Origin of the sequence: Paenibacillus sp. JCM 10914, assembly GCF_001315105.1 — a bacterium.
GTDB lineage: Bacteria > Bacillota > Bacilli > Paenibacillales > Paenibacillaceae > Paenibacillus_AQ.
Window position 1 is genome coordinate 113,017 of record NZ_BAZR01000008.1, and the last position, 26,958, is coordinate 139,974.

At 50.8% G+C, this 26,958-nt stretch carries 26 protein-coding genes and 2 pseudogenes; 21 read left to right on the forward strand and 7 right to left on the reverse strand.

Annotated features, from left to right (window positions below):
* Nucleotides 1-132 precede the first annotated feature (132 nt).
* A pseudogene (locus JCM10914_RS12175) lies at nucleotides 133-1,025 on the forward strand (diacylglycerol kinase family protein).
* An 86-nt stretch (nucleotides 1,026-1,111) separates the two neighbouring features.
* Nucleotides 1,112-1,564 carry a hypothetical protein gene (locus JCM10914_RS12180; protein WP_036717932.1) on the forward strand — a complete coding sequence of 151 codons (453 nt, stop codon included), beginning with the start codon at nucleotides 1,112-1,114 and terminating at the stop codon, nucleotides 1,562-1,564.
* Nucleotides 1,565-1,686: 122 nt separating this feature from the next.
* Here JCM10914_RS12180 and JCM10914_RS12185 read toward each other — a convergent pair whose 3' ends face one another.
* The gene (locus JCM10914_RS12185; RefSeq protein ID WP_023961244.1) at nucleotides 1,687-3,240 is read right to left on the reverse strand and encodes an FAD-dependent oxidoreductase; all 1,554 of its coding nucleotides are present in this window, start codon (nucleotides 3,238-3,240) and stop codon (nucleotides 1,687-1,689) included.
* 220 nt (nucleotides 3,241-3,460) lie between these two features.
* Between JCM10914_RS12185 and JCM10914_RS31370 the strand changes: the two genes are divergently transcribed.
* From JCM10914_RS31370 to JCM10914_RS12205, 5 genes are all read left to right on the forward strand, one after another.
* Nucleotides 3,461-4,117, forward strand: coding sequence for a spore germination protein (locus JCM10914_RS31370; RefSeq protein ID WP_023961246.1), 657 nt, complete (start codon nucleotides 3,461-3,463; stop codon nucleotides 4,115-4,117).
* Nucleotides 4,118-4,146: 29 nt separating this feature from the next.
* Nucleotides 4,147-4,821 (forward strand): spore germination protein, encoded by a 675-nt coding sequence (locus tag JCM10914_RS31375; RefSeq protein ID WP_269433878.1) that lies wholly within the window; start codon nucleotides 4,147-4,149, stop codon nucleotides 4,819-4,821.
* Nucleotides 4,814-5,935: a GerAB/ArcD/ProY family transporter gene (locus JCM10914_RS12195; RefSeq protein ID WP_023961250.1), complete on the forward strand. Its 1,122-nt coding sequence runs from the start codon at nucleotides 4,814-4,816 to the stop codon at nucleotides 5,933-5,935. Before JCM10914_RS31375 ends, JCM10914_RS12195 begins: the two co-directional genes overlap by 8 nt.
* Nucleotides 5,932-7,038: a Ger(x)C family spore germination protein gene (locus tag JCM10914_RS12200; protein ID WP_023961252.1), complete on the forward strand. Its 1,107-nt coding sequence runs from the start codon at nucleotides 5,932-5,934 to the stop codon at nucleotides 7,036-7,038. The genes JCM10914_RS12195 and JCM10914_RS12200 overlap by 4 nt, the downstream gene beginning before the upstream one ends.
* Nucleotides 7,039-7,114: 76 nt before the next feature.
* Nucleotides 7,115-8,053: an aldo/keto reductase family protein gene (locus JCM10914_RS12205; protein WP_023961254.1), complete on the forward strand. Its 939-nt coding sequence runs from the start codon at nucleotides 7,115-7,117 to the stop codon at nucleotides 8,051-8,053.
* A gap of 1 nt (nucleotide 8,054) precedes the next feature.
* Here JCM10914_RS12205 and JCM10914_RS12210 read toward each other — a convergent pair whose 3' ends face one another.
* The 5 genes from JCM10914_RS12210 to JCM10914_RS12225 form a co-directional block, all read right to left on the reverse strand.
* Nucleotides 8,055-8,927 (reverse strand): GGDEF domain-containing protein, encoded by an 873-nt coding sequence (locus JCM10914_RS12210; protein ID WP_023961256.1) that lies wholly within the window; start codon nucleotides 8,925-8,927, stop codon nucleotides 8,055-8,057.
* Nucleotides 8,912-9,166 carry a LytS/YhcK type 5TM receptor domain-containing protein gene (locus JCM10914_RS30170; RefSeq protein WP_231638626.1) on the reverse strand — a complete coding sequence of 85 codons (255 nt, stop codon included), beginning with the start codon at nucleotides 9,164-9,166 and terminating at the stop codon, nucleotides 8,912-8,914. Before JCM10914_RS30170 ends, JCM10914_RS12210 begins: the two co-directional genes overlap by 16 nt.
* 130 nt (nucleotides 9,167-9,296) lie before the next feature.
* Nucleotides 9,297-10,391 carry a cell wall metabolism sensor histidine kinase WalK gene (locus tag JCM10914_RS12215; protein WP_023961260.1) on the reverse strand — a complete coding sequence of 365 codons (1,095 nt, stop codon included), beginning with the start codon at nucleotides 10,389-10,391 and terminating at the stop codon, nucleotides 9,297-9,299.
* Complete coding sequence (locus JCM10914_RS12220) at nucleotides 10,384-11,079, reverse strand: response regulator transcription factor (protein WP_023961262.1); 696 nt, start codon at nucleotides 11,077-11,079, stop codon at nucleotides 10,384-10,386. The genes JCM10914_RS12215 and JCM10914_RS12220 overlap by 8 nt, the downstream gene beginning before the upstream one ends.
* Before the next feature lie 96 nt (nucleotides 11,080-11,175).
* Complete coding sequence (locus JCM10914_RS12225; protein ID WP_023961264.1) at nucleotides 11,176-12,129, reverse strand: D-alanyl-D-alanine carboxypeptidase family protein; 954 nt, start codon at nucleotides 12,127-12,129, stop codon at nucleotides 11,176-11,178.
* A 236-nt stretch (nucleotides 12,130-12,365) separates the two neighbouring features.
* On the opposite strand from JCM10914_RS12225, the gene JCM10914_RS12230 reads away from it, so the two are divergent.
* The 13 genes and pseudogenes from JCM10914_RS12230 (at nucleotide 12,366) to JCM10914_RS12290 (ending at nucleotide 25,696) form a co-directional block, all read left to right on the forward strand.
* Complete coding sequence (locus tag JCM10914_RS12230) at nucleotides 12,366-12,764, forward strand: Fur family transcriptional regulator (RefSeq protein ID WP_023961266.1); 399 nt, start codon at nucleotides 12,366-12,368, stop codon at nucleotides 12,762-12,764.
* The gene (locus JCM10914_RS12235) at nucleotides 12,737-13,555 is read left to right on the forward strand and encodes a winged helix-turn-helix domain-containing protein (RefSeq protein WP_023961269.1); all 819 of its coding nucleotides are present in this window, start codon (nucleotides 12,737-12,739) and stop codon (nucleotides 13,553-13,555) included. Before JCM10914_RS12230 ends, JCM10914_RS12235 begins: the two co-directional genes overlap by 28 nt.
* Before the next feature lie 173 nt (nucleotides 13,556-13,728).
* Nucleotides 13,729-15,188: pseudogene (locus JCM10914_RS12240) on the forward strand (catalase).
* A 220-nt stretch (nucleotides 15,189-15,408) separates the two neighbouring features.
* Nucleotides 15,409-16,221, forward strand: coding sequence for a uroporphyrinogen-III synthase (locus JCM10914_RS12245; RefSeq protein WP_023961275.1), 813 nt, complete (start codon nucleotides 15,409-15,411; stop codon nucleotides 16,219-16,221).
* A 67-nt stretch (nucleotides 16,222-16,288) separates the two neighbouring features.
* Complete coding sequence (locus JCM10914_RS12250; RefSeq protein ID WP_023961276.1) at nucleotides 16,289-16,927, forward strand: ThuA domain-containing protein; 639 nt, start codon at nucleotides 16,289-16,291, stop codon at nucleotides 16,925-16,927.
* 35 nt (nucleotides 16,928-16,962) lie between these two features.
* The gene (locus JCM10914_RS12255) at nucleotides 16,963-17,661 is read left to right on the forward strand and encodes a response regulator transcription factor (RefSeq protein ID WP_023961278.1); all 699 of its coding nucleotides are present in this window, start codon (nucleotides 16,963-16,965) and stop codon (nucleotides 17,659-17,661) included.
* Complete coding sequence (locus JCM10914_RS12260) at nucleotides 17,658-19,010, forward strand: cell wall metabolism sensor histidine kinase WalK (RefSeq protein ID WP_023961280.1); 1,353 nt, start codon at nucleotides 17,658-17,660, stop codon at nucleotides 19,008-19,010. The genes JCM10914_RS12255 and JCM10914_RS12260 overlap by 4 nt, the downstream gene beginning before the upstream one ends.
* Before the next feature lie 82 nt (nucleotides 19,011-19,092).
* Nucleotides 19,093-19,713 (forward strand): PepSY domain-containing protein, encoded by a 621-nt coding sequence (locus JCM10914_RS12265; RefSeq protein ID WP_023961282.1) that lies wholly within the window; start codon nucleotides 19,093-19,095, stop codon nucleotides 19,711-19,713.
* A 121-nt stretch (nucleotides 19,714-19,834) separates the two neighbouring features.
* Complete coding sequence (locus JCM10914_RS12270) at nucleotides 19,835-20,434, forward strand: PepSY domain-containing protein (protein ID WP_023961284.1); 600 nt, start codon at nucleotides 19,835-19,837, stop codon at nucleotides 20,432-20,434.
* 189 nt (nucleotides 20,435-20,623) lie between these two features.
* Nucleotides 20,624-20,941, forward strand: a complete 318-nt coding sequence (locus tag JCM10914_RS12275) for a phasin family protein (RefSeq protein WP_023961286.1) — start codon at nucleotides 20,624-20,626, stop codon at nucleotides 20,939-20,941.
* A gap of 2 nt (nucleotides 20,942-20,943) precedes the next feature.
* Nucleotides 20,944-22,614 (forward strand): AarF/ABC1/UbiB kinase family protein, encoded by a 1,671-nt coding sequence (locus JCM10914_RS12280; protein ID WP_023961288.1) that lies wholly within the window; start codon nucleotides 20,944-20,946, stop codon nucleotides 22,612-22,614.
* 37 nt (nucleotides 22,615-22,651) lie between these two features.
* Nucleotides 22,652-24,145, forward strand: coding sequence for a DEAD/DEAH box helicase (locus JCM10914_RS12285; protein WP_023961290.1), 1,494 nt, complete (start codon nucleotides 22,652-22,654; stop codon nucleotides 24,143-24,145).
* Between the two features lie 312 nt (nucleotides 24,146-24,457).
* Nucleotides 24,458-25,696, forward strand: coding sequence for a hypothetical protein (locus tag JCM10914_RS12290; protein WP_023961292.1), 1,239 nt, complete (start codon nucleotides 24,458-24,460; stop codon nucleotides 25,694-25,696).
* Here JCM10914_RS12290 and JCM10914_RS12295 read toward each other — a convergent pair.
* Nucleotides 25,681-26,244, reverse strand: coding sequence for a hypothetical protein (locus JCM10914_RS12295; RefSeq protein ID WP_023961294.1), 564 nt, complete (start codon nucleotides 26,242-26,244; stop codon nucleotides 25,681-25,683). The two genes, JCM10914_RS12290 and JCM10914_RS12295, sit on opposite strands and share 16 nt — an antisense overlap.
* A gap of 216 nt (nucleotides 26,245-26,460) precedes the next feature.
* On the opposite strand from JCM10914_RS12295, the gene JCM10914_RS12300 reads away from it, so the two are divergent.
* Nucleotides 26,461-26,940, forward strand: a complete 480-nt coding sequence (locus JCM10914_RS12300) for a glutathione peroxidase (protein ID WP_023961296.1) — start codon at nucleotides 26,461-26,463, stop codon at nucleotides 26,938-26,940.
* Nucleotides 26,941-26,958: the final 18 nt, after the last annotated feature.

The window sequence follows — 26,958 nt, forward strand, 5'->3', positions numbered from 1 at the left end:
TTATCTACTCAGGAACACCCCGATTTATATTCATGTCCACTAGTCTCTTCCATATGCTCTTGCCTCTGATCATAGATTCCTAAGAAAGGGTAATAATAACCACGAGCAAGCTGATGGATGGGGGGAAGTGCCATGAAATTCAACCGTGCCTTACTATTGTACAACCGCAATGCGGGCCAGCAAGAGATTGTTCAGCAGCTAGCCGCTATTATTCCCATATTGGCAGGGGAGATCAAGGAACTCGTCTTATACCAGACCACCGAGCCGGGCGAAGGTGAGCAAGTATGCAGGGATCGGGGAGAGCGGTTTGAGCTTATTCTGATCATGGGCGGAGACGGCTCGGTTCATGAATGCGTCAACGGTATCGTTATGCTTGAGCTCCGCCGGTTATCGGTATTTTGCCTGCCGGCACCTGTAACGATTTTGCGCGTTCGCTTGAGTTACCGATCGATTTGATGGAAGCTGCGCGCGATTTGATGCTCGGTCATACGCATGAACTGGATATCGGGAAGGTGAACGACCGGGTATTCACCAATTTTTTTGGAATTGGCTTGATTACGGATACTTCTGAGAATATTAATTCTGAGCTCAAGGGAACGCTCGGCAGGCTTAGTTATTTTATAAGCACGCTCCAGACGGTTCGCACGACAGAGCCCTTTCGTTATGGGGTGGAGCTGGATGGACACACCCGCACTGGAGACGCTGTCATGATCTATATATCGAATGGTCGTTCACTTGGGACGCAGACGCTGCCATTTTCCAGAGAATCACTTCATGATGGTCTGCTTGACGTGCTGATCATAAAGGAGGCAGGCATTCCGCTGCTAAAGGAGCTTCTTGGCCGCAAAGTTCAAGGAGAATGGAAACCGGACAACGATCGTATTGAGTACGTGCAAGCTGCTTCGGTTCGTCTCACAACGGATCACCCGATGCGGGCTGATACTGATGGGGAAGTCTATATAGAAGTTCCTGCAGCAATAACTATAATGCCGCGAGCACTCCGGTTTTTGACCGGTTTTAAGTGATCGAGCAGGCATATTGTAAGTTGCAATTTCATATGGTTCTTTTATAATGATGTTTATGTTTATATCTTTAAAGGGAGCCATGATCTTTGAATAAGTCCGAACGGAACCGAATTACGGAGGAGCTTCTACGTCGGTCGGGCAGCAGCGTCACCGTAAGCATGGAACCATATTTTCCAGGGGGCCGGTTAATCGGCGGGAAGTATGCCATGAACTCGCATAGTGTGACCATGTATACCGAAGTCATCCGCCAGCAGTGTCTGCAACTGTTTGGCACACTTGAAGTCGAGCACGCTTATTATGCGGTTGTGTTTGCACATGAGCTGGGTCATTCCGTAGATTTTACGCTGACTGATTTATGTGATCGGTTAGATGATTCAGCGGATGAAGGCGACCAGAAGCAGATTGCGTTGCAAATCGAGGAGAATGCTTGGAATAATGCCATGCCCTGGATCCAGGATATCGATCCGAATTTCGTCGGTGTAATCATGGATCGTTCGTTGGCTGCATACCGTGGTGAGATTACATCGTTGACTGTCTGAGGACGGTCGCTTACCAAACCAAGCAGTAGGACAAGATAGTTAACGATTAAGATAGGGACTGAAGTGCCAGCCGCGCATGCGGCCGGTACTCCAGTCCCTTTTTGCTGTGTGTATTGCTTATATCAGGTTTCCTGCTCCAACTTCCTAAGCGGCTCAATGGCTGGTCCCTCCAGCACCTCACCATCATATCGGAAGCGTGAACCGTGACATGGACAGTCCCATGACCGCTCACCTTCGTTCCACTCGACCTCGCAGCCCAGATGCGTACAAGTGGTGTCCACGAGATGGAGGTTGCCTTGATCATCTTTAAATGCTCCTGCTCGTTTGCCGTTATGGCGCACGACAGCCCCCTCACCAAGCGACAACTCCGTGATATCTGCATGGGTTAAGTCCACTTTACCGGCTACGAAATCCTTGGCAACGGTAGCGTTCTGGACGATGAAATTTTTGATGCCTGGATCTGCCTTGAACCGTGAGGGGCTGTACAGCTCAGCGTACCGGTTCGACCTGCCCAGAATTTGATCGCTGATGATATGGGCGGCCAGTGTACCCGTCGTCATTCCCCACTTCCGGAAACCTGTGGCGACTAGGACTCGGTCCTTACTGGAGGTGATGGGGCCGATATATGGCAGATTGTCCAGCGTCATCAAATCCTGCGTGGACCAGCGGTATGGCACGGAAGAAGCGCCCAGCATATGTCCTGCGAACAAGCTCAGGTTCTCGTAGTGCTCATGGGTGTGAATGCTTCGTCCTGTTGCATGGTTCTCTCCGCCAACGATAACATGCTCTTCTCCGTTGTAGGTAACGGATCGCAAGGAGCGGGAAGGCTGATCCACGCTCAAGTACATGCCTCCAGGATATGTGGTTTCAGGCTTGACGGCGATAGCATAAGAACGCTCCGCATGCAGCCTCGTAAAGTATAAACCTCCTCCGTCATAGAAAGGGAAGTGGGAGGCGGATACGGCATATTCGCACGTAATTTTATGTCCGCCACGTTTGGTGAATAGCGTGATAGGGCCATCGGATTCTATTTTTTCATCCATGGTTGTGTTTTCATAGACCCTTCCACCGAGCTTGAGGAATTGCTCCGTCATATGTTTCAGGAACGCCAGTGGGTGAAATTGATATTGGCCCGGCATCTTGATGGAGCCGCGGCTTGGAATTGGGAGAGGGAGATGATCTATCCATTCGCCCGGTATGCCAAGCCGCTCATATGCCTTCATCTCATCTTCTAATTTATTTCGGAACTGCTCGTCCTCTTGCACATAGATATAAGCATCTTCAAGCTTGAGTCCGTAGTGGTCCTCTTCAGCACCAATGATGCTTCGAATGAACTCGATAGCCTCCCGATTCCCTTCGTAATACATACGGGCTTGTTCATCCCCGAAATGACTCGACAATTCGTGATAGATCATGCCATGTTGTGCAGTGACCTTGGCCGTCGTAAATCCGGTTGCCCCGTTCAGGATGCGACCTGCATCAAGCAGCACGACGGTTTTACCGGCTTTGGCTAGCAAGTAGGCTGTCGTCACGCCGGTAATGCCTGCTCCGATGACGGCAACCTCCGTGTTAATGTCCTCGGCAAGGCGGGGATACGATGAGAATTCCGTTGTTGCTCTCCATAAGGACTCCGGGTATCGCGGAAGTTCCTGAAACGATTGATTGGATACATTCATGCTTATTCCTCCTCAACATTAAGCGAACCGAATCGATTGTCACCACTAAAATAGATGTCTTGTTCTCATTATTACCACGAATGAATCATTAGAAACGAAAGGGCGGCACATAACGCGTGTACTCTTTTTTTCAGATTAAACGCTCATAATTTGGGAGCATTACGCAGAAGCTAAGGCTCAAGCGGAAGATTCGGCATTCTATGAAAATGAGGGATTCTATATGGCCAGCACGCAGAAACTCGATGCAGAACAAGTCAAACAATGGCTGCAAACACGGCTTCACGACGTTGCGGATCTCGAGCAGCGCGCGATGAAGTGTGAGGACGAGCAGACTTATTTAATGTATATCAAAAGCATGAGTAATCCGCTGTCCGTACACGAGAACCTGGTTAATCGATTTTATGAGCTGGGGTCGGAGGATCTTTACGAAGAATATATTCGATCTTTCCCCTCCAGCAGTGAAGCGGAGGATCAGGAAGAGATCGTTCGCCTGCTCCTTAAAGGCTATGTTGTTGTTATCGTTAATGGAAAAGTACTGTTGTTCGATGCCGTGCTCGTACTTACCAGCTTTATTCAACCGGCGAGCACGGAGAACGTCATACAGGGACCCGACGATTCGTTCACAGAGAATATTGAGATCAATCTGAATTTGATACGCCATCGTTATCAGACCACGGATTTGAAGGCTGATTTCATGAGTGTCGGCAAAATCTCACAAACCAGGGTCATCATTATGTACGACGATAAGAAAGTGGACAAAGGCGTGTTAAAAGAGCTCAAAAAACGTTTATCTGAGCTGAAGTCGGACATCCTGCAATCCGCGTCCGAGATTGAGAAACATACGATGCATCCAAGCTCCGCCTCTTCCCCACGCTGATGTTAACCGAGCGGCCCGATCGGACGGTTATGAATATTTCCCAAGGGAAAATTGCTGTGCTTGTGGACTCTACCGGTTATGCGATTCTGCTGCCGGCCATATTCAATGATTTCTTCACGGCGATGGATGACAAGATTCAGTTGCCGCCGATTGGGTGGTTCTTAAAGGGCGTTCGTTATATCGCTTTGTTCGTAACCGTATTGATGCCAAGCTTCTATGTGGCCTTTACATCGTACAACCCGGAGATACTCAAATTGCAGATAACCCTTCTGGTTGCTGGGAGTCGTGCTACCGTCCCATACCCGTCTTTCTTTGAGGTGCTGTTCATGCTGCTGGCGATGGAATTCTTGACCGAGGCGAGCGTTCGGTTACCTAAAGCGATCGGTCAGACGGCAACCACGGTAGGCGGTCTCATTCTTGGAACAGCCGCAACAGAGGCGGGGCTCGTGAGTAACGTTATGATCATTTTGGTTGCGGCAGTGGCAATTACGAATTTTGTCATCCCGATCAATATGATGAGTTCAGGCATCCGGGTGACCAAATATTTGTTCATCGTGCTGTCGATCTTGTTCGGGCTGGTAGGGATCGTCCTGGGCATGATAGCGATGATTCTGTATCTGACGAGTCTTCGATCCTTCGGTCAACCTTATCTGAGAATGTTCTCGATGGATTGGAAGCGGAAGGGGGATCAGCAGAGTGGTTAAGAATAAATATTTCTATTACCTCTTTCTGCTCAATGCATCGATCAACCTGATCAATTACGTGCCGCGGATTCTGATCCAGGACCGATTCCAAGGGGCGTTAATGTCCATTTTGATTGCGATTCCGGTCGGTTTGCTCTGTATGTTCATCTTCATCAAATTGATACAGAAGTTCCCGAACGAAGGATTGCCAGAAATTCTGAATTCGACCTTTCCAAGGTGGCTCTCCACCATCTTGTTGATTCTCTATGGGTTAGGCTGGTTTTTCTCCAGTGTGATTACGCTTGTGAGCTTTGTGGATATTACTTCAAGATATATCAATCCGGATGTTGCACCCCAGATTGTGCTCATTGGTTTCCTCGTCGTCGTGGGGCTCGGGGCGAGACTGGATTCAGAGTCGCTGCTCTATGCGCTTGAGATGATTTTGTATATGGCGATGCCGCTCATTACATATATTAGCTGGCGGATTTTCAGTAATCCGTATTTCAGTTGGGATTCGGTACGGCAAGTGATCACTTATCTATGGCATCTCCCCACGTATCGGAGCTTGGCTGCGGCCACTTATATCTATACGGGATATATCAATATGGTGGTATTCAATCGAATCTTTCACAAGTTCAAGGTGAGGCATATCTGGGCGATTGGGTTGGTCAGTATACTGGCATTGGTCGTGTCGATAATTGCCCCGATCGGAATCCTGGGTGCTGACGGCGCAGGCGCGCATGTCTATCCCGCGTTCTCCACCGTCGACGCGCTTCGCATCCGGTATTTTATTATTGAGCGCATGATTTATGTGTTCTTTGTGGTGTATATGTGCCTCTCGCTCGTAAATTCCGTTATTCACTGGCATGTCGGCAAGGAGCTCATACTAGGTGGATTGGGGCAGAAAACCGAACAACCGTCCGATCTACCCAAAGATATTCGTAAGAAACGCAAGTTGGAGTGGTGGGTACTTGGAGTGTTTGCGAGCATCACTTTCTGCGCAATGGTTATCATTAACCAATACACGCTGAATGACATGGCGATCGTTTTTCTTGACGTGCGTTTCGCCGGCGAGTTTGTATTGCTTGCCCTTCTGTCAGCTGCTCTTTGGAGAAGAAGGAGGAAGAGAGCGTGAAGACATTGAAGAGATGGTTGGTCGTTTTCCTGTGCGGTTCCTTGATCTTTCTATCAGGTTGCGAATTTCGCGATATTGACCTAAGGCTGTTCGTCGTATCGATTGGCATCGATTTATCGGAGAATCCCCAGATGTACCGTTTTACGTTTAAGATCGCCATTCCGACAGGTGACCCGATGTCTGGTGAAGAGAAATCATTGTTGATTACGCAGGAATCTGTCAGCATTGCCCAGGCGATCCGGGAAGTGAAATCGAAGGTGGATAAAGAGCTGGATTTCGGTCATTGCAAGGGTGTCATGTACGGGGAGCCTTACGCCCGTAGGGATATTAGTAAAATCCAGGATTGGACCGTACGCCGGCGGGACATGCAACTTCTGATGTATCCGGCCGTTGCCGTTCCTACTGCCGAAGAAGTGCTGAAGGCCGAACCGCCTACCGAGCGAATTGCGGGAAATGCCATCTTTTTGGCACTAAGCGAGGAGGGGACGGAGTCTCCGTTTATAACGAAGACCTATTCCTTTGACCTGACCAGACGAATGGTGGAGCGAGGGGAGGATCCCGTGATGCCGGTCGTGGAGATTATGGGCAACAACATATTGAACATCAACCGGGTGGCACTGATGGACAAGAAGAAAGTGAAGATGATTCTAAGTCCGGATGATACCAGACTGTTCAACCTATTGGATTTACGCAATCTGAGTACGAACCTCGGAATTACAGAGAATGGAAATCTGCTTGAGATCAATACAGATCGAACGCGGGCCAAATACAAGATTCGCAAAGACAAGGCCGGTCATGAAGCTATCGATTACACGATCCGAATTACCGCAATTCTGGAAGAGAAGGAAGATCCGCAGCAATTCACACCCGAAGATCTGAAGCGAGTGGAGGATAAGTTCAACAAACATTTATCCCAGGAGATCAAGGACATGCTGGTAAAGGTGCAAAAGACTGGTCTTGATCCCCTTGGCTTCGGTCTCCGGTACGGAGGAACGCACTGGAATAACAACACGGAGATGGAGGAATGGGCGGACATGTACCCTCAGATCAAGTTTAATGTCAACGTCAAGGTTACGATTAAATCCACGGGATATAAGCGTTAGCGGAAGCCTGCCTATTATGGAGGAAGATGTTACAATAACAGGGAAGCATCTATCTTGTATGAAGGAGGTTTCACAGATGGAGTTTAGAAGATTGGGCGGAAGCGGCCTTAAGGTCAGTGAAATCAGTCTCGGCAGCTGGCTTACGTATGGCGGGTATGTGGAGCGGGAGAATGCCGTCAAATCGATACAGACCGCATATGGTCTGGGTGTGAATTTCTTTGATACGGCGAATGTGTACGAACAGGGTGCAGCTGAAGTCGTGGTGGGTGAGACCCTGCGAGCATTCCCACGGGAATCGTATGTACTAGCAACGAAAGTGTTCGGGAAGATGGGGGATGGCCCCAATGATCTCGGATTGTCTCGCAAACATATTAAAGAGCAGTGCGATGCAAGCTTGAAGCGGCTTGGAACCGATTATATCGATATTTATTATTGCCACCGTTACCATGAGGAGACGCCGCTGGAAGAAACACTGCGGGCTCTGGACGATCTCGTGAGACAAGGCAAGGTACTTTATGTTGGGGTGAGCATGTGGACGGCCGCCCAGATGGAAGCCGCGCTGGCTGTTGCTGACCGTTATCTGCTGGATCGGATCGTAGTAAACCAGCCACTGTACAACATGTTTGAGCGCAAGATCGAAGAGGAAATTATGCCGCTCGGGGAGAAAAAGGGGATCGGGCAAGTTGTATATTCGCCTCTGGCCCAGGGTCTTCTGACCGGTAAATATGCTTCTAGACAGGACGTGCCGGATAACAGCCGTGCATCCAAGCTTGGTGCGGACCGACTTCGAATCAGCGACGATCGCATCCAGAAGGTACAGGCGCTTGGCCGCATTGCGGATGAGCTTGGGCTTACCATAGGTCAGCTGGCATTAGCCTGGATTCTTCGTCAGGAGAACGTCTCCAGCGCGCTTATAGGCGCTAGCCGTCCGGAGCAGGTTGAAGAGAACGTGAAGGCTTCGGGGATCAAGCTGTCCTCAGATACACTGACGGTAATTGAAGAGGTTCTGAACTAGTCTAGGTTAAGATCAGATCTTGAATTTCGGGGGCAGAGCACACTTGATTTCGGCCGTTGTTCTTGGCCCGGTACAATTCACGGTCTGCTTGTTCGAGCAACGCCTTGGCATCCTTGGACCGGATCGTGTCCGGATGGACGGCAGCGCCAATCGACACCGTTATCTGAAGTCGCTTCCCGTCCTCTAGCACGAATACATGTTGTTCTACGGCCGCCCGAATTCGTTCGGCGATGGCTGCGGTTTCTTCAATCGTGGCCTCCGGCACCAAGACGGAGAACTCTTCCCCTCCGTTGCGTGATACTTCATCGAAGGAACGGGAATAATCTCTCAGCACTTTGCTGAGCTGTTGCAGAACGACATCTCCGGCCGCATGGCCGTAGGTGTCGTTTATTCGTTTGAAGTGATCGATGTCCACGACAAGCACCCCAAGCCGTTCGCTGAAGTGCTGGGCCTCCAGAAAACGTTCGGACAGCAATTGTTCGAATTGTCGCAGATTGTTCAAGCTGGTGAGGTGATCGGTCTGTGCATTTTTTTTCATCTGCAGGAACAGTTGGTTGGAAGTGTTAATATACTCTGTCAATACGTAGATGAACATGGTAGCCAGTACCGTGATGATCAGATGTTGAGTGAAAACGTTAAGTACCTTGGCGTGATCCTGGATATTCATCCACATAATAAACAGGAGGATGACCATGCTGGAAGTGCTCATGATCAGCATCATGTAAAATCGGTTCCAGCTTGTTCGTGAGAGCGTGCCGCAGATGATCCCGATTAACAGCATGCCGATGCCGGCAATGAGCGAGGAGAGCGACAGGCCGAACAGCAGCATACGTCCAATGGCAATCAGCAGACCCGCAATCAGGAGGGCAGCCAACCTAAATAAGTAGCGATCACTACAATCGCCAAGTGACGTAAATCAGCAAAAAAACGAGGGTCGATCGGAAACGAGTAGTACATTAGTATAATGCCGTAGATGCCAAATAACAGCCCGGCATTAATCTTCACGGTGGTGGAGGGCGACGTGACCCCGGTTACATAGCGCTTGGATAACAAGCCGGAGGCATATAGGAATGTGACGAGTATGCAGAAATTGGTGAACAATATATTAGTCATGGGACGAATTTCATTCCTTTCAAGTACCCCTGTCAGCGCGGACAGGGCCAAGAGGACAGTCATCCCTATTTTATCGGATAATGGAATTGTATGTCGAATAGTAAATACGGTTTCCCGATTTTTTCTGAATTTATTGCACGGTTTGCAAAGGAAGGCGCACTTCGAACGTCGTCATCTCGGTATTGCTTGTGACATGTATGGTCCCGTGATGGGCGTCAATAATTGCCTTCACAATCGCCAAACCCAGCCCGGAACCACCGGTCTGCGTTGTTCGGGATTCATCCACGCGGTAGAATCGCTCGAAGAGATGTGGAATCGCATGCTGTGGGATAGGTGAGCCATAATTGATGACTTGTACGATGGCATGAACGGAATCGCGGGCTACGTTTAGATCGACTCTTCCCGCATCTTTGCCGTGTCTGACTGCATTGGCGAGCAGGTTCTCGAAGGTGCGCATTAATTTATCTCCATCCGATGAGATCATAATCTTCTCTGTGGACGGGGTAAAGACGACCTTAACCTGATCCGTCTGCCCGGGTAAGGAGAAGTCCACGGCCAGTTGGCCGAGTAGTTCCACCAGATTGATATCTGCCCGATTGATAGGGGAGTACCCCATCCGCGTGTATTCGAACAGATCGTTCACGAGCCGGCCTAACCGAAGAGACTTATCGTAGGCAATATCCGTATAATAGCGTAGTTCAACCTCATCTTTATACTGATCCTCATTGACTAGACGCAGATAGCCGATAATGGACGTGAGCGGGGTACGCAGATCGTGGGATACGTTGCTGATCAGCTCATTCTTGGACTGGACGGCTGTTCTCTCCTCAGCGAGCGAGAGCTTAAGCTGCGCTGCCATCTGATTGATCTGTACCGCCATTTGTCCAAGCTCATCGCTCGAGCTTACGACGATCTCTTCGTCCAGCTCACCTCTGGCTAACCGTTTGGTGCCGAGCATCAGTTGATTGATCTGACGAATGGTTCCTTGGCTGAGCAGCATTACTATACCAATAAAGAGCAGGATGCCAATCACGGTCGCGACAACGGGGAACCCGAAGAAATTCTGCAAGGATCGATTGACATAGAACAGGCTCTGCACCCACGATTCCCGCCACATCTCCTTCCCAATCAACCGCATCAATTGCTGCGTAATGAACAGAATGGCTAACGTTAAGGCACCGCTGAGAAAGAACAGCATAATGATTTTCCACTGAAGTTTACGCATGAATCTTATACCCAACTCCCCAGACGGTTTGAATGAGCTTGTACCCCAATTCTTTCTCAAGCTTGTCTCTCAGATTACTGATATGGACCATGACGGTATTGTTAGACACATAATATTTCTCTTTCCATACCTGTTGAAAAATATCCTCGCTGCTGAAGATTCGCCCTGGCTGGCGTGCAAGCAAATAGAGGATATCGAACTCGCGAGCCGTGAGTGCGATCGCTGTACCACTTGCTGTCACTTCATGGGTGGAGCGATTGATTTCAAGTCCGTCGATGCGCAGCCGATCGCTCTCCCCTTGTTGCAGTCCGGGGTTATATTGGGTGGAGCGGCGAAGCAGTGTTTTGACACGCGTGGTTAACTCGAGTGGATTGAACGGCTTGATCATATAATCATCGGCACCGGTCATCAGTCCCAGTATTTTATCCATGTCCTCGCTCTTGGCGCTCAACATCAGAATCGGAATCGGGGAAGTTTCCCTGATTTTGCGGCACGTGTCAATTCCGTTAAGTTTGGGCATCATCACATCCAGGATAACGAGATCCACGGTATCCGGATGTTCCTTCAACGTGAGCAAGGCTTCTTCGCCGTCGTGTGCCTGCAGGACGCGATATCCTTCATTCTCCAGATAGATTGTGATCAATCCGGATATTTCTTTATCGTCATCTACGATTAATACGTTTCGCATAAGGCCCTCCAAATGAATCGGTAAATTACCATACTTCTGTGCGGCTGATAGAAACAGTGTTCCCACAAACAAACGCTCTATTTATATTGTACATGATTAGAACAAGTTTGAAATCAGACTCGGAATAGCCGCACGCCGATTAAATCCATAATCCATCAACTTTTTCGTTTCAGCAAATCGTTGATCAGGATTGCTTGTCCCCATAACAACCGTAATGAGCCGGCTTCCATTACGGGATGCCGTTCCGGTGAAGCAATACCCGGCAGAGCCCGTGTAACCCGTCTTAAAGCCATCATTTCCGTCATAAGCATGGGGCTCTCCCGGCAGCATGAGATTGGTGGTGTGAAGGGAGATTCCTTTTTGAGACCATGAAAGGTCGGGCTGTACAGTTACATCGAGCAGCTCCGGATGATGATTCATCAGCCATCTGGCGAGCGTTGCTGCATCTCGGGCGGTCATGACGGTATCCTGCTGGGCGGCCGCCTCGGCAAATGGAAGTAGATCGGCTGCGGGCAAGCCGGATGCGTTGGCGAATACGGTCCGGCTTGAAAGCCCGATTTCTTTGGCCCTTCGGTTCATCTCCGCCACGAATGTGGTCTCACTGCCGTGGATGAACTCGGCGATGGCTACAGCGGCATCGTTAGCCGAGTGGACAACTAATGCATCGAACAGCTCTTTTAATGTATAAGTGTCACCTTCGTTCATTCCGATCCGAGAGCCTGGTACTTCCGCGGCGTAGCGACTGATGTGCACGTTGTCATTCCATTGGCGCTTTCCTGAGCTGACAGCATCCAGTGTGAGCAGTTCCGTCATCATTTTGGACATGCTTGCAGGCGGGAGTGGAAGATCAGCATGGCGCGAATACAGAATCTTGCCGGTATCGGCATGCATCAGGATGGCCGAGCTCGCTTTGATGGAGGGCGGAATAAATACGTTCAATATGTAAACCGCGAGGACCATGATGCCCAGAATCAGAACAAATAAAATATAGACAGTCTGACGCTGGTGTTTCCTCGTTGATGTAGAGTGTACTTCTGATGGCGTATCCATGCGGGTCTTAACTCCTTTCGTAACGCTGGGATTCGTATGCATCTGTAATCAAGTTTAACTCTGCAAGCTAAAGGAATTGTAAACGGAACCTTAAGAAAACTTTAAGTTTGTCTTCCTATATAGATTGAACTAAACAGTAAATGCTCGATACATATATCAGGATTTAATATGCGGGTTGACCTGAGCATGATTAGGATTTATACTTGATCTAAAAATAAATTAAAAGGGTGAATACCTTGAAAGCTCTAAATCTAACCACACAACGCCAAGCGGTATATGATGTTCTGCGAGAGTCGCATGATCATCCGACGGCTGCTGACATCATGAACCGGCTGGTGGAGAGAGGATATAATTTAGCGTACGGGACCGTGTATAATTCCCTGCGTTACTTGACGGATAAGCAGTTAATTCGAGAACTCAAGCTCGGCGAAAGCGCAAGTCGTTATGATGCCCGGACTGACGAGCATCAGCACATTATTTGCGAAGTATGCGGCAAGGTGGATGAGGTCATGACCGAAGTGCCGGAAGATTGGTCGACACAAGTAGCAGGTGAAACGAACTACATCATCCATCATGCGCACGTTGTATTCGGGGGGGTGTGTCCAGAATGTCAAGCCAAACGCAAGAGATCATGAACCCGGGAGCAGGAAGCTATCCGTTCCCGAACTGGAAATCAGACAGTGTGTACACGAGACCAGATAATGGTATTGCCATAGGCGATGCTTGTCTCACCACGCTGCGGGCAGCTCTGCTGACCCGATCACCCGGACGTGTTCAGGAGATGTTCATTACATTGACGGAGAACTGTTTCGAAGTGATGTTGTTCCGCAAATGGGAACCAAGGCTTCAGTCGGCACTGCATACCGGTCTGATCATTGCGGATATGACCGGGTGCCGCAATATCGTGGCTTTTAATAAAGAGAAGGAATTGCTGCTTCTGGATCATTCAACGCTTCCAATTCTTTATCTGGTCAGTGAGGAACTGATGAGCAATGCCAGCGCAAGTCTGCTGAATGAAGAACTCATGATCTGGCCCGCCGTATCGAAGGATACGATGCTGTATCAGGTGCAGCGAACGATCCGATTATTTGCGCCAGCAGCAGGTAATCAAGAAGATGGATCCTTGCGAGGCCTGATGTTTAAAGATTTGATCATTGATCGTGATCGCATGACGATTCACCGTGAAGGCTTCCCGATTCATTTGACCAAGACGGAGTATCAATTGCTAATATTGCTGCTGGATAGCGAAGGCGCAGTGTGCACGCGTGAGGACCTGATGTGCAAGATCTGGGATACCGACTTCATGGGCGGCAGCAATGTGGTGGACGTGCATGTCAAAAGCTTGCGCAAAAAGCTGGGCGACAATGCCGGAGCACCGCGATATATCGCAACCGTAAGAGGAGTGGGATACCGCCTGGCGGATTAATCCCCTTCTTTTTTTGTCTGTATTCAGGCCGGATGATGCAATTGTCTACGCTTCATGCGAACTTCATAGAAGGATCATGGGACCTCATGACCTGGCAGCTGGTCCGGTGATACAATCATTTCATAAATTTAGATTCAGTCTAAAATCAATTATAGAATGATGGAGGGTTACGCATGGATCGATTAACGACTAACCAAGGGGCTCCCGTAGGAGACAATCAACATTCCAAGACAGCAGGCCGACGCGGACCGACGTTACTGGAAGACTACCACCTGATTGAGAAGATCGCCCACTTCGATCGTGAGCGGATCCCTGAGCGCGTGGTACACGCACGCGGAGCCGGAGCGCATGGCGTGTTCGTGGTAGAGAATGATATGAAGCCGTACACAAGAGCGGCGTTCCTGCAAGAGATCGGGAAGGAGACGCCGGTGCTCGTGCGGTTCTCTACCGTTATTCATGGAACGGGCTCGCCCGAGACCGCTCGCGACCCACGCGGCTTCGCAGTGAAATTCTATACGGAGGAAGGCAATTACGATATCGTTGGGAATCATCTGCCCGTCTTCTTCATCCGCGACGCCCTTAAATTTCCGGATATGGTGCATTCCTTGAAGCCATCGCCTGAGAGCAACATTCAGGAGCCAGGACGCTATTGGGACTTTATGACGTTAAGTCCTGAATCGACGCATATGATGACTTGGTTGTTCTCTGACCATGGCACGCCAGCCAATTATCGCGAGCTTGACGGTTTTGGCGTACATGCCTTTAAATGGGTGAACAGCGAAGGCAAGGTAACCTATGTCAAGTACAAGTGGGAATCCTTGCAGGGTGTACGTAGCTTAATGCCGAGGAAGGAGAGGCGCAGCAGGGCAAGGACTTCAATCATGCGACGCGTGATCTGCGCGAACACATCGACAACGGGCAAGCTCCAAAGTGGCGGTTGCTGGTGCAATTGATGACCGATGACGCGATTGATGATCTAGCATTCGATCCACTGGACCCGACGAAGACATGGCCGGAGGATCGCTTCCCGTTCGTGACCGTTGGCACAATGACACTGAACCGTAATCCGCAGAACTATTTTGCCGAAGTCGAGCAGGCTGCTTTCTCGCCAAGCGCTGTGGTACCGGGCATTGAGCCTTCCGAAGATAAGCTGCTGCAAGGCCGCTTGTTCTCCTATCCTGATACGCAGCGGCATCGCTTGGGTGCCAATTACTTGCAGATTCCGGTCAACTGCCCGTACGCTCCGGTGCGTAACCATCAGCGTGATGGCCTCATGAACGTGAACCAGGATCCGTCACCGGTCAATTACGAGCCGAACAGTTATACCTCTGGACCTGTGGAAGATCCGTCTTATCGTGAGAGTGAGGCTCCGCTCCAGGGTCATGTGACCCGCCAGCGTATCGAGAAGACCGATGATTTCACGCAGGCGGGTGAACTCTACCGTTCGTTTACTGCGGAACAGCAGGATAACCTGATTCGTAATTTGGTCGCAGATTTAAGCCAGACCAAGGACGATATCCAGCTTCGGGCGGTATGCAATTTCTATCGTGCCGATGCCGAGTATGGATCGAGAGTTGCTGCAGGATTAGGCGTCGATCTTAGCGCCTTTGTCCCTCAATCTCCTTCACTATAAGCAATCGAACCTAAATAAGAGCTTGCCCATGCCAAGCCGTTGCATGGAGATGGCAGGCAATGATATAGATCAAGATGAAGAGAGAGGCCCCTAGAATAGGGACCTCTCTCTTGCATTTCCAAGAATAAGACCTAAGTGGCTTTCACTATAGGGGCATGGCTATTATACTTGAAGCATGTGATCTAAAGCTGTACTACTCTAGGAGAGCGAGGCTTATAGAATGGCACAACATATGAAGGATCGGATCGTGGCATTGGCCGGCCCCCGCAAAGCGGCAGATATGGCCAAACTGGTTGAGAAGATGGGGGGGACAGCGTTGCTCCGTCCGGCGCAAGGTACTGTCTTTCTGGATGACGAGGTGCTCAGAGCATCGATTGATGCCTGGCTTAAACAGCCGGCGCCGTGGGCGATATTTACGACGGGAATCGGCCTGGAGGCCATATATAATACGGCGGAGCAAATGGGACTTTTGCCCGCATTGAACGAGATCTTGCAGCATACGTCGATTGCGGCTAGAGGCTACAAGACCGTAAATGCGTTGAGAAAAAGAGACCTGTCTCCGCTCGTCAGAGACGATGATGGAAGCACCATGGGTTTGATTCGTGCATTGGAGCCATACGATTTGTCTGGTCAGCGCGTATTGCTGCAGCTGCACGGCGAGTCGGCACCGAAACTGGTATCGTGGCTGGAGCAACGCGGAGCCGAGGTGCAGCAAATATTGCCTTATCAACATATTCCTCCTTTAGAAGAGGATATCTCGCTTCTTATAGATGAGATTATCGGCGCAAAGGTCGATGCCGTGACGTTCACCAGCGCCCCCCAATTTAGATTTCTGGCTGATTATGCGCGCGAGCAAGGAACGCTCGAGGCGGTACTGGAAGCCTTTCGCGGGCCGGTGCTTGCTGTCGCTGTCGGCAAGGTCACCGCGCAAGGCCTTCGCGAAGAAGGGATCGAGCGAATGGTGGTGCCGGAGGAAGAGCGAATGGGCGCGATGATGGTGACGCTTGGCCGTTATTTTGCCCAACAGTCATGATCGATTGGAGCAGAGATGCATGTAATGCATGCTCCCGTGAAATATTGATACTAATAGGAGGATAACGATGGATAAAAGAAAAGCATTGCTGCTTGGCAGCTATACACACCCGAAGTTTCATCCGTTGCAAGGAATCGATAAACAGGTGACACATCTGCTCAATGACATGTTTACGGTGCAGTGCACCGAGAATCACAAGATGTTGCATGAGAGTAATCTCTATCCCTATGAGCTATGCATCGCATACAGCGATTTATGGGACGAGCGAGTGTCACCGCGCCAAACGGCGGGCCTCTTATCGTACGTCAGCGGCGGCGGCGGTCTGTTGGTCATTCATAATGGCGTGACACTGGCGAACCGCTACGAGTTGGCACAGCTTATCGGTGCCCGCTTTGATGGCCATCCGCCGATGGAGAAGCTGTATTTCGTTCCGTCCGAGACGGAGCATGATATTACGGAAGGCGTGGAGCCGTTCGTGCTGGATGAGGAACCATACCGGTTCGTCTTTGATCCGTTTACCGAGAAGACGGTATTGCTCCATTACGAGTATGAAGGGAAGCAATGGCCGGCAGCCTGGTGTCATACATATGGTATCGGACGCGTGGTGTTCCTGATGGCAGGCCACCATGAGCCTTCATTCCTGCAACCTCAATTGCGTACGTTAATCACCCAGGCGGCCAAGTGGGCCGCGCGCGTTCCCGGCTAATAGGACGTGAGAAATAATCGGTAGGAGGGACGCTTGTGGGCGGGAGAATCCTGATCGTGGAAGATGAAGAGAAAATATCCCGGTTGTTGGAGATCGAGCTTACGAGTGAGGGCTACCAAGTGACAAAAGCCTTCACCGGACCTGATGCGCTGGAGGCATACCGCAGCCGGGAAGTAGACTTGATACTGCTGGATGTGATGCTGCCCGGGATGAGCGGGATCGAGCTGCTTCGGCGCATACGCGCCCAGGATACGCATACCGCCGTGCTGCTGCTAACCGCCAAGGGTTCGGTTGAAGATAAAGTGTCGGGACTTGATCTGGGCGCAAATGATTATATTACCAAGCCGTTTCAGATTGAGGAACTGCTGGCTAGGATTCGTGCTGCCCTTCGCCTGCAAGGCACCCAACGTATGGAAGAAGTGGAGCAGGGAGAATGGCTTGCGGCTGCGGACCTGAAGCTGAACGAGCGCACGCGCGAAGTGCTGCGTGACGGAAGGAGCATCGAGCTGACGCCGCGCGAGTTCGATCTGCTGGTTTATTTGCTGAAGAATAAGCGTCAAGTGCTGAGCCGGGATCAGATTCTGGCAGCCGTATGGGGTTACGACTATTACGGTGATACGAATGTCGTTGACGTCTATATTCGGTATGTACGCAAAAAAATCGATCAGGACAGCACGATGGAACTGATTCACACCGTCCGCGGCGTGGGTTATGTGCTGAAGGACAGTCCATGAAGCTGAGCAGCAAGATTCATCTCTATTCCTCCGTGCTGATGGCAATCATCCTGGTCGTGATGAACCTAAGCGTCTATTATGTGTTCAGCAAAATGGCGCTGGACAGCCAGATGGCGCAAGCGGAAGTGGAGGCATCCAGCATTGCGCAGGGCGTGGCTCGCTCATCTCGGTCCATTCCGATCGGCGATTTGCTGAGAAGCTACGTCCCAGCGAATGGGAAGATTCAGTTCGTTCCGGCTGATCCAAGTGCCGGCTCCCCGTCGGTCACTTCGTCCGGAGAGGATATGGAAGAGCTGCGCGTGCCGTACAGCACCGATAAACAGGTCCGGCAAATTCAGTACGAAGGGACTCGGTATGTGCTGGTCTCATTGCCCGTCATATGGAACGACGGTACAGTCTCGAACATTCAGATTTCCAGAAGTCTGGCTGCCACGATGGAGACGCTGCAAGTGCTGCGGATTGTATTGTTGGCCGTAACCGCGATAGCGCTGATTCCGATCATCGTGTCTACCCGGGTGTTAGGGCGCTTAATTATGCAGCCCATAACCGTCTTAACCCGTACCATGCAGGATATCCGTCACAGCGGACGTTTCAGGCGGATCGAGCTGAAGCAGAGCTCCAAGGATGAACTGTTCGAGATGGGGTCCGCCTTCAACGATATGATTACGCTGCTGGAGAGCAATTACGCCAAGCAGGAACAGTTCGTGTCCAATGCATCCCATGAACTCAAGACACCCCTGACGATCATCGAGAGTTACGCCAGCTTGCTGAAGCGCAGAGGACTTGGTCGACCGGAGCTGTTTCAAGAATCGGTCGAAGCCATTCATTCCGAGGCGATTCGGATGAAAGAGATGACCGAACAACTGCTGCTTCTGGCACGCAATCCGGAGGATTGGCAGGTGGAGATGGAGCGAGTGGATCTGGTCGCCTTAACCAAGTCCTCGGCCAAGGCGTTCCATGACGCATACAATCGTCAGGTCGAGGTGAAAGCCGAAGCGACGATGATGGGTTGGACCGACAGCCGGAGGCTCAAACAGCTGTTATTCATTTTGCTTGATAATGCTCTCAAATACAGTGATGAGTTGATCGTGATCGAGGTGGTAAGGAAGCAGTCGGAAATTCATGTTCAGATCACGGACCGGGGGATCGGGATTCCCAGAGACGAACTTGAACGTGTCTTTGATCGTTTTTATCGGGTGGATGAAGCGCGAAGTCGCCGGGGAGGCGGTGCCGGTCTTGGCTTATCTTTGGCGCTAGATATCGCACAAGCCATCTCCGCGCAGATTGAACTCGATAGTTTGCCGGGGGTGGGTACGACGGCAACGATTCGAATCCAAGCGGCACCATGAACGAATATGCCGTTTCTCATCGAATTCTAACCATGGTGCGATATACTGACCCCGTAAGCCACAATGTACCTGAGGTGATAGAATGCGCAATAAAATCGGTTTGATACTAGGATCGGTTCTGGTCGCTGCCGGACTTATCGTCACAGCCGCCTTGTGGAATCCGCTGGGTAGCACTACAACGGCCCTGTCTTCAGATGAGGCTGTGGAACATGTGTTGGGTCAGTACGATGGCGAGGTCATGGAGACGGTAAGAGAAGGCGATGCGTATCGGTTGGTGCTTCAGTCGGAGACGGGGCGTTATGAGCTGCGGGTCGATGCCTATACAGGCGGGATGGTCTCCATTAACCAGCTCTCGGCAGCCGAACCGGAACCAGATACGGGCCTTGAGCCTAATCCTGATTCTGAAGGGCCTGTAAATCAACCTGATTCAGCCGAAGGGCCGACCGAAGGTGCACCGGGGGACCCGAAAGATCCGGGTGCAGCGGATTTTCCGACTACCATGATCACGAAGGAACAAGCCGTGAAACTGTCACTGGAGAAAGTAGCGGGAACGATCGAAGACGTGGAATACCGCGAGAGTAAGCGAAGTCGATATTATCTCGTGGAAATTGAGCAGGCTGACGGACGAGAGGCTACGGTTCAGGTTCACGCGATCACCGGCGAGATCATGTCGCTCACCTGGGACGATGAGGATAATGACTGATTATTTTAGATTCAGCTTCTCATGATTCTCATCGTTTTCTAATCTTGCTCTTCATTCACTCTCATGTTTGCCGGTTATATTGAAGTTGTACGAATAACCGAGAGAACATAGGAGGCGTTACATGATGAGGCAAAAAATGTGGTGGGCAGGTGCGTTGACGGTTGTTATCGCTGCCAGCGGAATCTATGGATATAACGCGGTGCAAGCGGCGGGGGCTGGTTCGACACCAGCAACTGGCAATCAACATGCAGCGACTCAGACGGATACGAGTGGACAGACTTTAATCGGGATGGAGAAGGCAGAGCAGCTAGCCTTGGCCGAAGCGAAGGGCCAGGTGGAGAGCATTGAACTTGACCGCAAACGCGGCAAGCTTGTATACGAGGTTGACATCCAGCAAGACAACCAGGATGTAGATGTGTGGATCGATGCCTATACTGGCCAATCGCTGGGGATGAAGGTTGACCGTGATGATGACGATGACCGTGATTCTGTGCCGGGTAATCTGATCAATGCCAGCCGGGCTGCTCATATTGCGGTGCAGCACGCCAAGGGCGGAACCGCCGTTGACGTGGATCTGGACCGAGAAGATGATGGGCGCTGGGTTTACGAAGTGGACGTCAAGCATGCCAATGGTGAGACTGAGGTTGAGATCGATGCCGTGAGCGGCAAGGTGCTGAAGGCGGAATATGATAAATTGGATGACGATCATGATGATGATTGAGGCGAATGGCCGGGAAACTCCCCGGCCTTCGCTTTTTTTATGTCGATATGCTACATATTCCAAGTCGTATCCGGGGAACGCTAAATCGAGAGTTTATTCATACTTAGAGCAGCAAGTGTCCAAGGGTAGATGTTTTTATGATCGCAAAAGGGTATAATGGAACGAAGAATTGACCGGGAGGGATATACCGTGAGTGATCTTTTCAAGAAAGCTTTCTCGTTAGGAGTGGGCCTTACCGTCGTCAGCAAGGAAAAAGTGGAGAAAATCGTGGATGATCTGGTGAAACGCGGGGAACTCGCCCCCGCTGAATCCAAGGCGTTCGTCGACCGGCTTGTCGAACGCGGCGAGGAGGAGCAGTCCCAGATCAAGACTTACATCTATGAGCAGGTCGGACGTGTGCTGGCTGAACTGGATGTACCTAAAGAAAGCGATGTTGCCAGCCTTGAGCAGCGCATCGCCGCACTTGAGAAGAAGGTTGTAGAACTCGAAGGACTGCAGCAGGAGTAGATATGGCGGTCCGTATAAGACATGCCGGACGTTACCGGGAAATCGCCATGGCGCTGATGCGTCATGGCTTTGGTTATATGGTGGAGGAGATGGGGTTATTCTATTTCCTGTCGTTGCCTGTGCGATGGAATGCAAGAGAACAGGTAGAGACGGTGACTTTGGGCGAGCGAATACGCAGGGTGCTGGAGGATTTAGGCCCCGCCTTCGTGAAGCTGGGTCAGCTGGCAAGCACGAGATCCGATCTGCTGCCTGACCATATCATCGAGGAGTTGGCCAAGCTGCAGGAGCGGGTTCCTCCTTTTTCATCGACCAGTGCGAAGGAGATTATCGAGCAGGAATGGGGCATGCCTGTTCATGAAGCATTGCTTGAATTCGCGGAGGAGCCGCTGGCCGCGGCGTCCATCGGTCAGGTTCATACGGGTAGGCTGAAATCAGGCGAACGCGTGGCTATCAAGATTCAGCGTCCCGGTGTGACGCGAATGATCGGCCGTGACCTTGAGATATTGAGGGATCTGATCGCCGTAGCGGGTCGGCATTTTGAGTGGGTCGCGCTATATCAAGTCGATCGCATTGTGGATGAATTTGCAAGGGCGATGATGGCCGAACTGGACTATAGTCATGAGGCCCGCAACGCCGAGAAGATGGCAGCACAGCTAAACGAGCATGACTTCATCCATATCCCGCATATTTATTGGGATTACACATCAGCGAGAGTCATTACGATGGAATATGCCGAAGGTCTGACGCTCGGCAAGAGGGAGGAGCTGTTAGCCAAGGGCCACAGCCTGAAAGCGATAGCGGGGCATTTAATCGATGGCATGCTGCAGCAGATTTTTCTCGACGGCTTCTTCCATGCCGATCCTCACCCGGGCAATCTGTTGGTGAGGGAGGACGGAACGCTGGTTTTCCTTGATTTTGGCTTGGTTGGATACTTGAGCGAAGATATGAAGGAACATCTATCAGGCCTGATTATCGCGCTTATTCGTCGCAATTCGGAAGGGATGATCCGTTCCATCTCCAAGATGGGCCTGATCCCGGAGGATTGCGATATGGACGCCCTGCGTGCAGATCTGGACAAATTGCGCGGGGAGTATTATGATATCCCCTTCTCCCAAGTACGGATCGGTAAAGCGTTAACCGATCTGTTCGCGGTCGCCCAGCGTCATCATATCCTATTGCCGCCGGACCTGACGCTGCTCGGCAAATCGCTGTTGACCTTGGAAGGGGTTATTGAAATGCTGGACCCGAGCATCAGCATTGTGGATATGGCGGAGCCGTTTGGCCGCAAGCTCTTGAAGCAGCGATATAACACGAGCCGAATCGGCAGGAAGGTACTGGATGGCCTCACCGGGCTTGCGGAGAGTCTGCTTGATCTGCCAGGTCAGGCCAGACAGTTGTCGGCCTTAATCAACAAAGGCAAGCTGCGTGTGGAGATCAGCTTACCGGAGTTGCACTCCCTCATGCGGAAGATGGATCAGATCAGCAATCGCCTTTCTTTCAGCATTGTACTGCTCTCTTTCAGCATTATCATGGTTGGGCTGATTATCGGTTCTTCGTTGAGTCATGAGACGATGATGCTATGGAACTTCCCCGTTATCGAGGCAGGGCTGATTATCGCTTTGCTGATGGTTATATGGCTGTTATATGCAATTTTTAAATCCGGCAGGTTCTAGCCGGTGAGTATACTAATAATTAAATGAGGTGGAACGCTTGCCTAACTTTCAACAACTGGGCGTAGACGAGCAACGAGTAAAGAAATTGAAAGAACAAGGAATCGCCGTACCGACACCGGTGCAGACGGAGAGTATTCCGTTGCTGCTGGACGGTAAGGATGTCATCGCGCGTGCCCGCACCGGGACAGGCAAGACGCTGGCATTCATGCTGCCCATCTTGCAGCGCATCGACCCGAAACGGGCATATCCGCAAGCGCTGATTATCGCTCCGACACGGGAGTTGGCACTGCAAATTACGGAAGAAGCCAAGAAATTAACCGCCGGTGAGCCGGATGGGATTAAGATACTGGCCGTTTATGGCGGTCAGGACGTCGAGAAGCAGCTGCGTAAGCTTGAAGGCGGACGTCACCTGATTATCGGTACGCCCGGCCGTCTGCTGGATCATTTGCGACGTGGCACGCTGGAACTCGGCGGCGTGAAGCAGCTCGTCCTTGACGAGGCGGATCAGATGCTGCATATGGGCTTTCTGGACGAGGTAGAAGCGCTTATTCATGCACTGCCTTACCGTCGTCAGACGATGTTATTCTCGGCTACGATGCCAGCGGGTGTAAAGCAGCTTGCCGGCAATTATATGAATCAACCGGCGGATATCGTCATTAAGGGAGCTTCCCCGATACCGCTGGAGCAAATCAAGCAGGTGGTGGTGGAATGCACAGATCGCAGCAAACAGGATGCGCTGCGTTCCATGATCGAGGAATATCGTCCGTTTCTGGCGATCATCTTCTGTCGTACGAAGCGCAGAGCCTCTACCTTGAATGAAGCGCTGCTTGCCCATGGTTACCAATCGGACGAGCTTCACGGCGATCTGTCCCAGGCGAAGCGGGAAGCGGTAATGAAGCGGTTCCGCGAAGCGAAGCTGCAGTTGCTCGTGGCTACCGATGTAGCGGCCAGAGGACTGGACGTTGAAGGCGTCACCCACGTCTTCAACTATGATATGCCGCATGATGTGGAGAGCTATATTCACCGTATCGGACGCACGGGTCGTGCCGGAGGCAACGGTATGGCGATTACGTTTGCAGCAGGCAAGGACTTGAACGATTTACAGCGCATTGAAGAGGGGATCTCTCTGAGGCTGAAGCGGGTTCGGTATGATTCCCATGCAGGGAATCTTAGGGAATCATCGGGAGGGTTCGGCCGGGAATCCGGGCGTACATCGAAAGCGAGAAAGGTCACGGCTCTGGAAACGGATAACGAACGTGGTCAAGCCAGAGCACGCGGGGAGAGAGGGACAGGTTCCGGCCGAGCCCGCAGCGGCCCTTCGACCGGCAATCGCAGTGAGGCAGGCCGGGCGCGCGATGAGAAGCCACGCCGTGAAGGACGCAGCTCCGGGCGTGCCGGCAGTCGAACCGTCGCAGTCAGCAGTGAAGGGCGCAGCAGTAAGAATAGTACAGGCCAACGCGGCGGACGCAACAGCGACAGAAGCCATTCGAAAGGACAGGGCGGGGGACGACGAGGTCGTGGCCGTTCTTAGTCAATAACCAACAAGTTAGTATCTCCTGATTCATTTTTGGACAACGCGGTTAAGTACATTAACGTTACCTAGTCCATGACATGGAGGCGTTTATCTTATGTCTGAACATCATCATGTCGTTCATAAAGACGGTGTACTTGATCTGAGCAGGGTAAATGAAGCGTTTGATGAAGCTGGCGCTCAGAACCGGACGGCACAGTAAGGTGAAGATGGAGAATGATATGTCCTTCCCCGGCCGAATGCTTCGGGGAGGGATTTTTTTGGGTTCTCGACTTCATGTACATAATCGCGAAGGGGGAGGGTGTTGCCTGCATGTCATCCTATGTTATTCATGAGCAGAAAGAGCCCCAAATGAAGCCCTTGAATTGGGTGGTCAACTTTGAGCTTTGTTTGCTTGGTATGCTGCTCGGAATCGCCGTGGCCATTGGGCCGTTGGCGTTTGTCTTCTTGTGGCCGTCTATTTGGACGATGCTAAGTTTGTTGGCTATACCGCTGGGCGTTCTTGTTTTTGTGAAAATTCTCAAGCATCTGCGTGAACTGATCTGGATGAATAACCATCGTAATCAACACGTACTGTATGACGATCGTGTAGAGTACCAGCTCTGGAATCATAACTCTAAAGTTCCGGTTGAAGGCAGCGTCAGGATTGCGGATATTCGCGAGATTTATTATGGGCGCTATGTATTTTACTATTCCCAGACCCATAACAGGAATCAACAGAGTAATCCCAATGTGGTGCTGATGCCCGTGTTATTCCTGGTATATAAGCACGGTTTGGAAGACAGAGCGCTGGCCGTTCCGTTCACGGACGTGATGGATGCCAACCGCTGGCTGGAAGTGATCGGCGGGCGCGATATTCCGCTGATGCTCAGCGCACTGCTCGTCCATGATTTCTATGATGAGTCGGTGCCGCAGTTGCTTAGAGAGGATGAAGATGCAGCGCGGGTTCAATTCGAAGGGAATATTGATCGCCAGTATCGTCCGTTTCTCGATCAGTTGATCGAGGAAGCTGAGCAGGAAGAGCAGCGCGAATTGACGGATGAAGAGCTGGACGAATTGGAACTGGAAATGAAACGTCAGGAATATGAGCAGCAGCTGAAGCGGAGAAGATCGCCGTTTCGCGGTGTTGGCCTACCCGGTTGGCTGGTGTTCCCACTCCAATTCGGAGTGGCGCATTGGCTAATGAACCTGGCAGTGGCCGGCACGATTGATCCAAGTGGCATTATCTTTCCCGCACTGCTTCTGATCGTATTCAATACGATATTTTTATTGTTGGTCAAATGGATGCATTGGGGTCAAATGCTCATTTATCCGGTGCTTACATTTTTAAGTTTTGTTTTTCTGGATCTTTCGGATGTGGAGACGAGTCCGGCTTATCAGGTATCCAGCGTATTGCTGGCGATGTCACTGATGTCACCCATCATGGGGATCATCATCTTTTTCGGAGTCAAAGTTATGAGAAAGAACCGGGATCAGAATAATTTACCTCAAGCACCTGCCATCCATAACAAGACTGTGAACTCGGAAGACAAACCCTATATAGCACCGTAAACCAAAGAACGCATCCCCATCTTATTGGGGATGCGTTCTAAAGTTGTAACTGTAAGTTCCATTGGTTGCGAAGTAGATGTCTTCTCCACCTCGATTTTCTGGCCAGGAGCAAGCGATACATCATCATATGTGGTCGTAAATACCTCGTTCCCATCCATATCCTTCAGAAGCACGCTGATCTGGCCGCTGAAGCTCTCGGTTTCGTGATAGTTGCCAACATACACCAGGATATTCGCATATTCGTTACGCTTGTAAGCACCGACATGGGCTATAACATAATCATCCGGACTGACAACGAGATCTGCCCTTTCCTCGAAATTCCGATCCATCTCCTGGATCATGGTCTCTTCCGTATACATGTAATTTTGAGTAACAAGTCCTACCGGAATGGTCAGCAAGCAGTAGAATACGATGGCTGATATTCCTGTGCAGCGCAGCACAGTCTTTCGATCATACCCCCCCATGATGAGGCCGATAAAGGCGATGATTACCAACACCAGGACGATGAGGTGCCAAGGGGATATGAACATTTCCGGGTACAATTTCATGGTCATTCCTCGCTTACGTTGATAAATGGTTGATTTGGAATGCATATGATACACGGCTAACAATTAACCTAGTATTATTACCCAGCTCTCTGACTAGCTAAACGGCGTCATCTCGATTTGGCCTTTGGCCTAAGAATTCGGTATGATGGAGATAAGATTGACGAGCCTTCAAGGGCCGTCCATCATATGTAGCAAAAGATGGGGAGGAAATGACAAATGTCCGTTTACGATTACAGTGCAGTTGATACACAAGGCCAGGATTTCCCGCTAACCGAGTATACAGGAGAAGTACTGCTTATTGCCAATACCGCCAGTCAATGTGGGCTTACGCCACAGTATGGTGAACTGCAGCAGCTTCAAGATTTGTATGGAGCGCAGGGTTTGCAGGTACTCGGCTTCCCGTGTAACCAATTTGGAGGCCAAGAGCCTGGTACAAGCGAAGAAGCAGAGTCCTTCTGTCAGTTGAACTATGGTGTGCAATTTAAGATTTTTGCCAAGGTGGATGTGAACGGAGAAGAGGCTCATCCGTTGTTTCAATTCTTGAAATCGGAGCAGCCGGGTCCCGAGGGCGAAGAAGAGATTGCCTGGAATTTCACGAAATTTCTCGTCGATCGGGAAGGGAATGTAGTTAAAAGGTTCGAACCGCGGGAAACGCCGGAATCAATGAAGGATGCGATTGAGGAACTACTGGGTTAACCTTTAGCGTATGAAAAT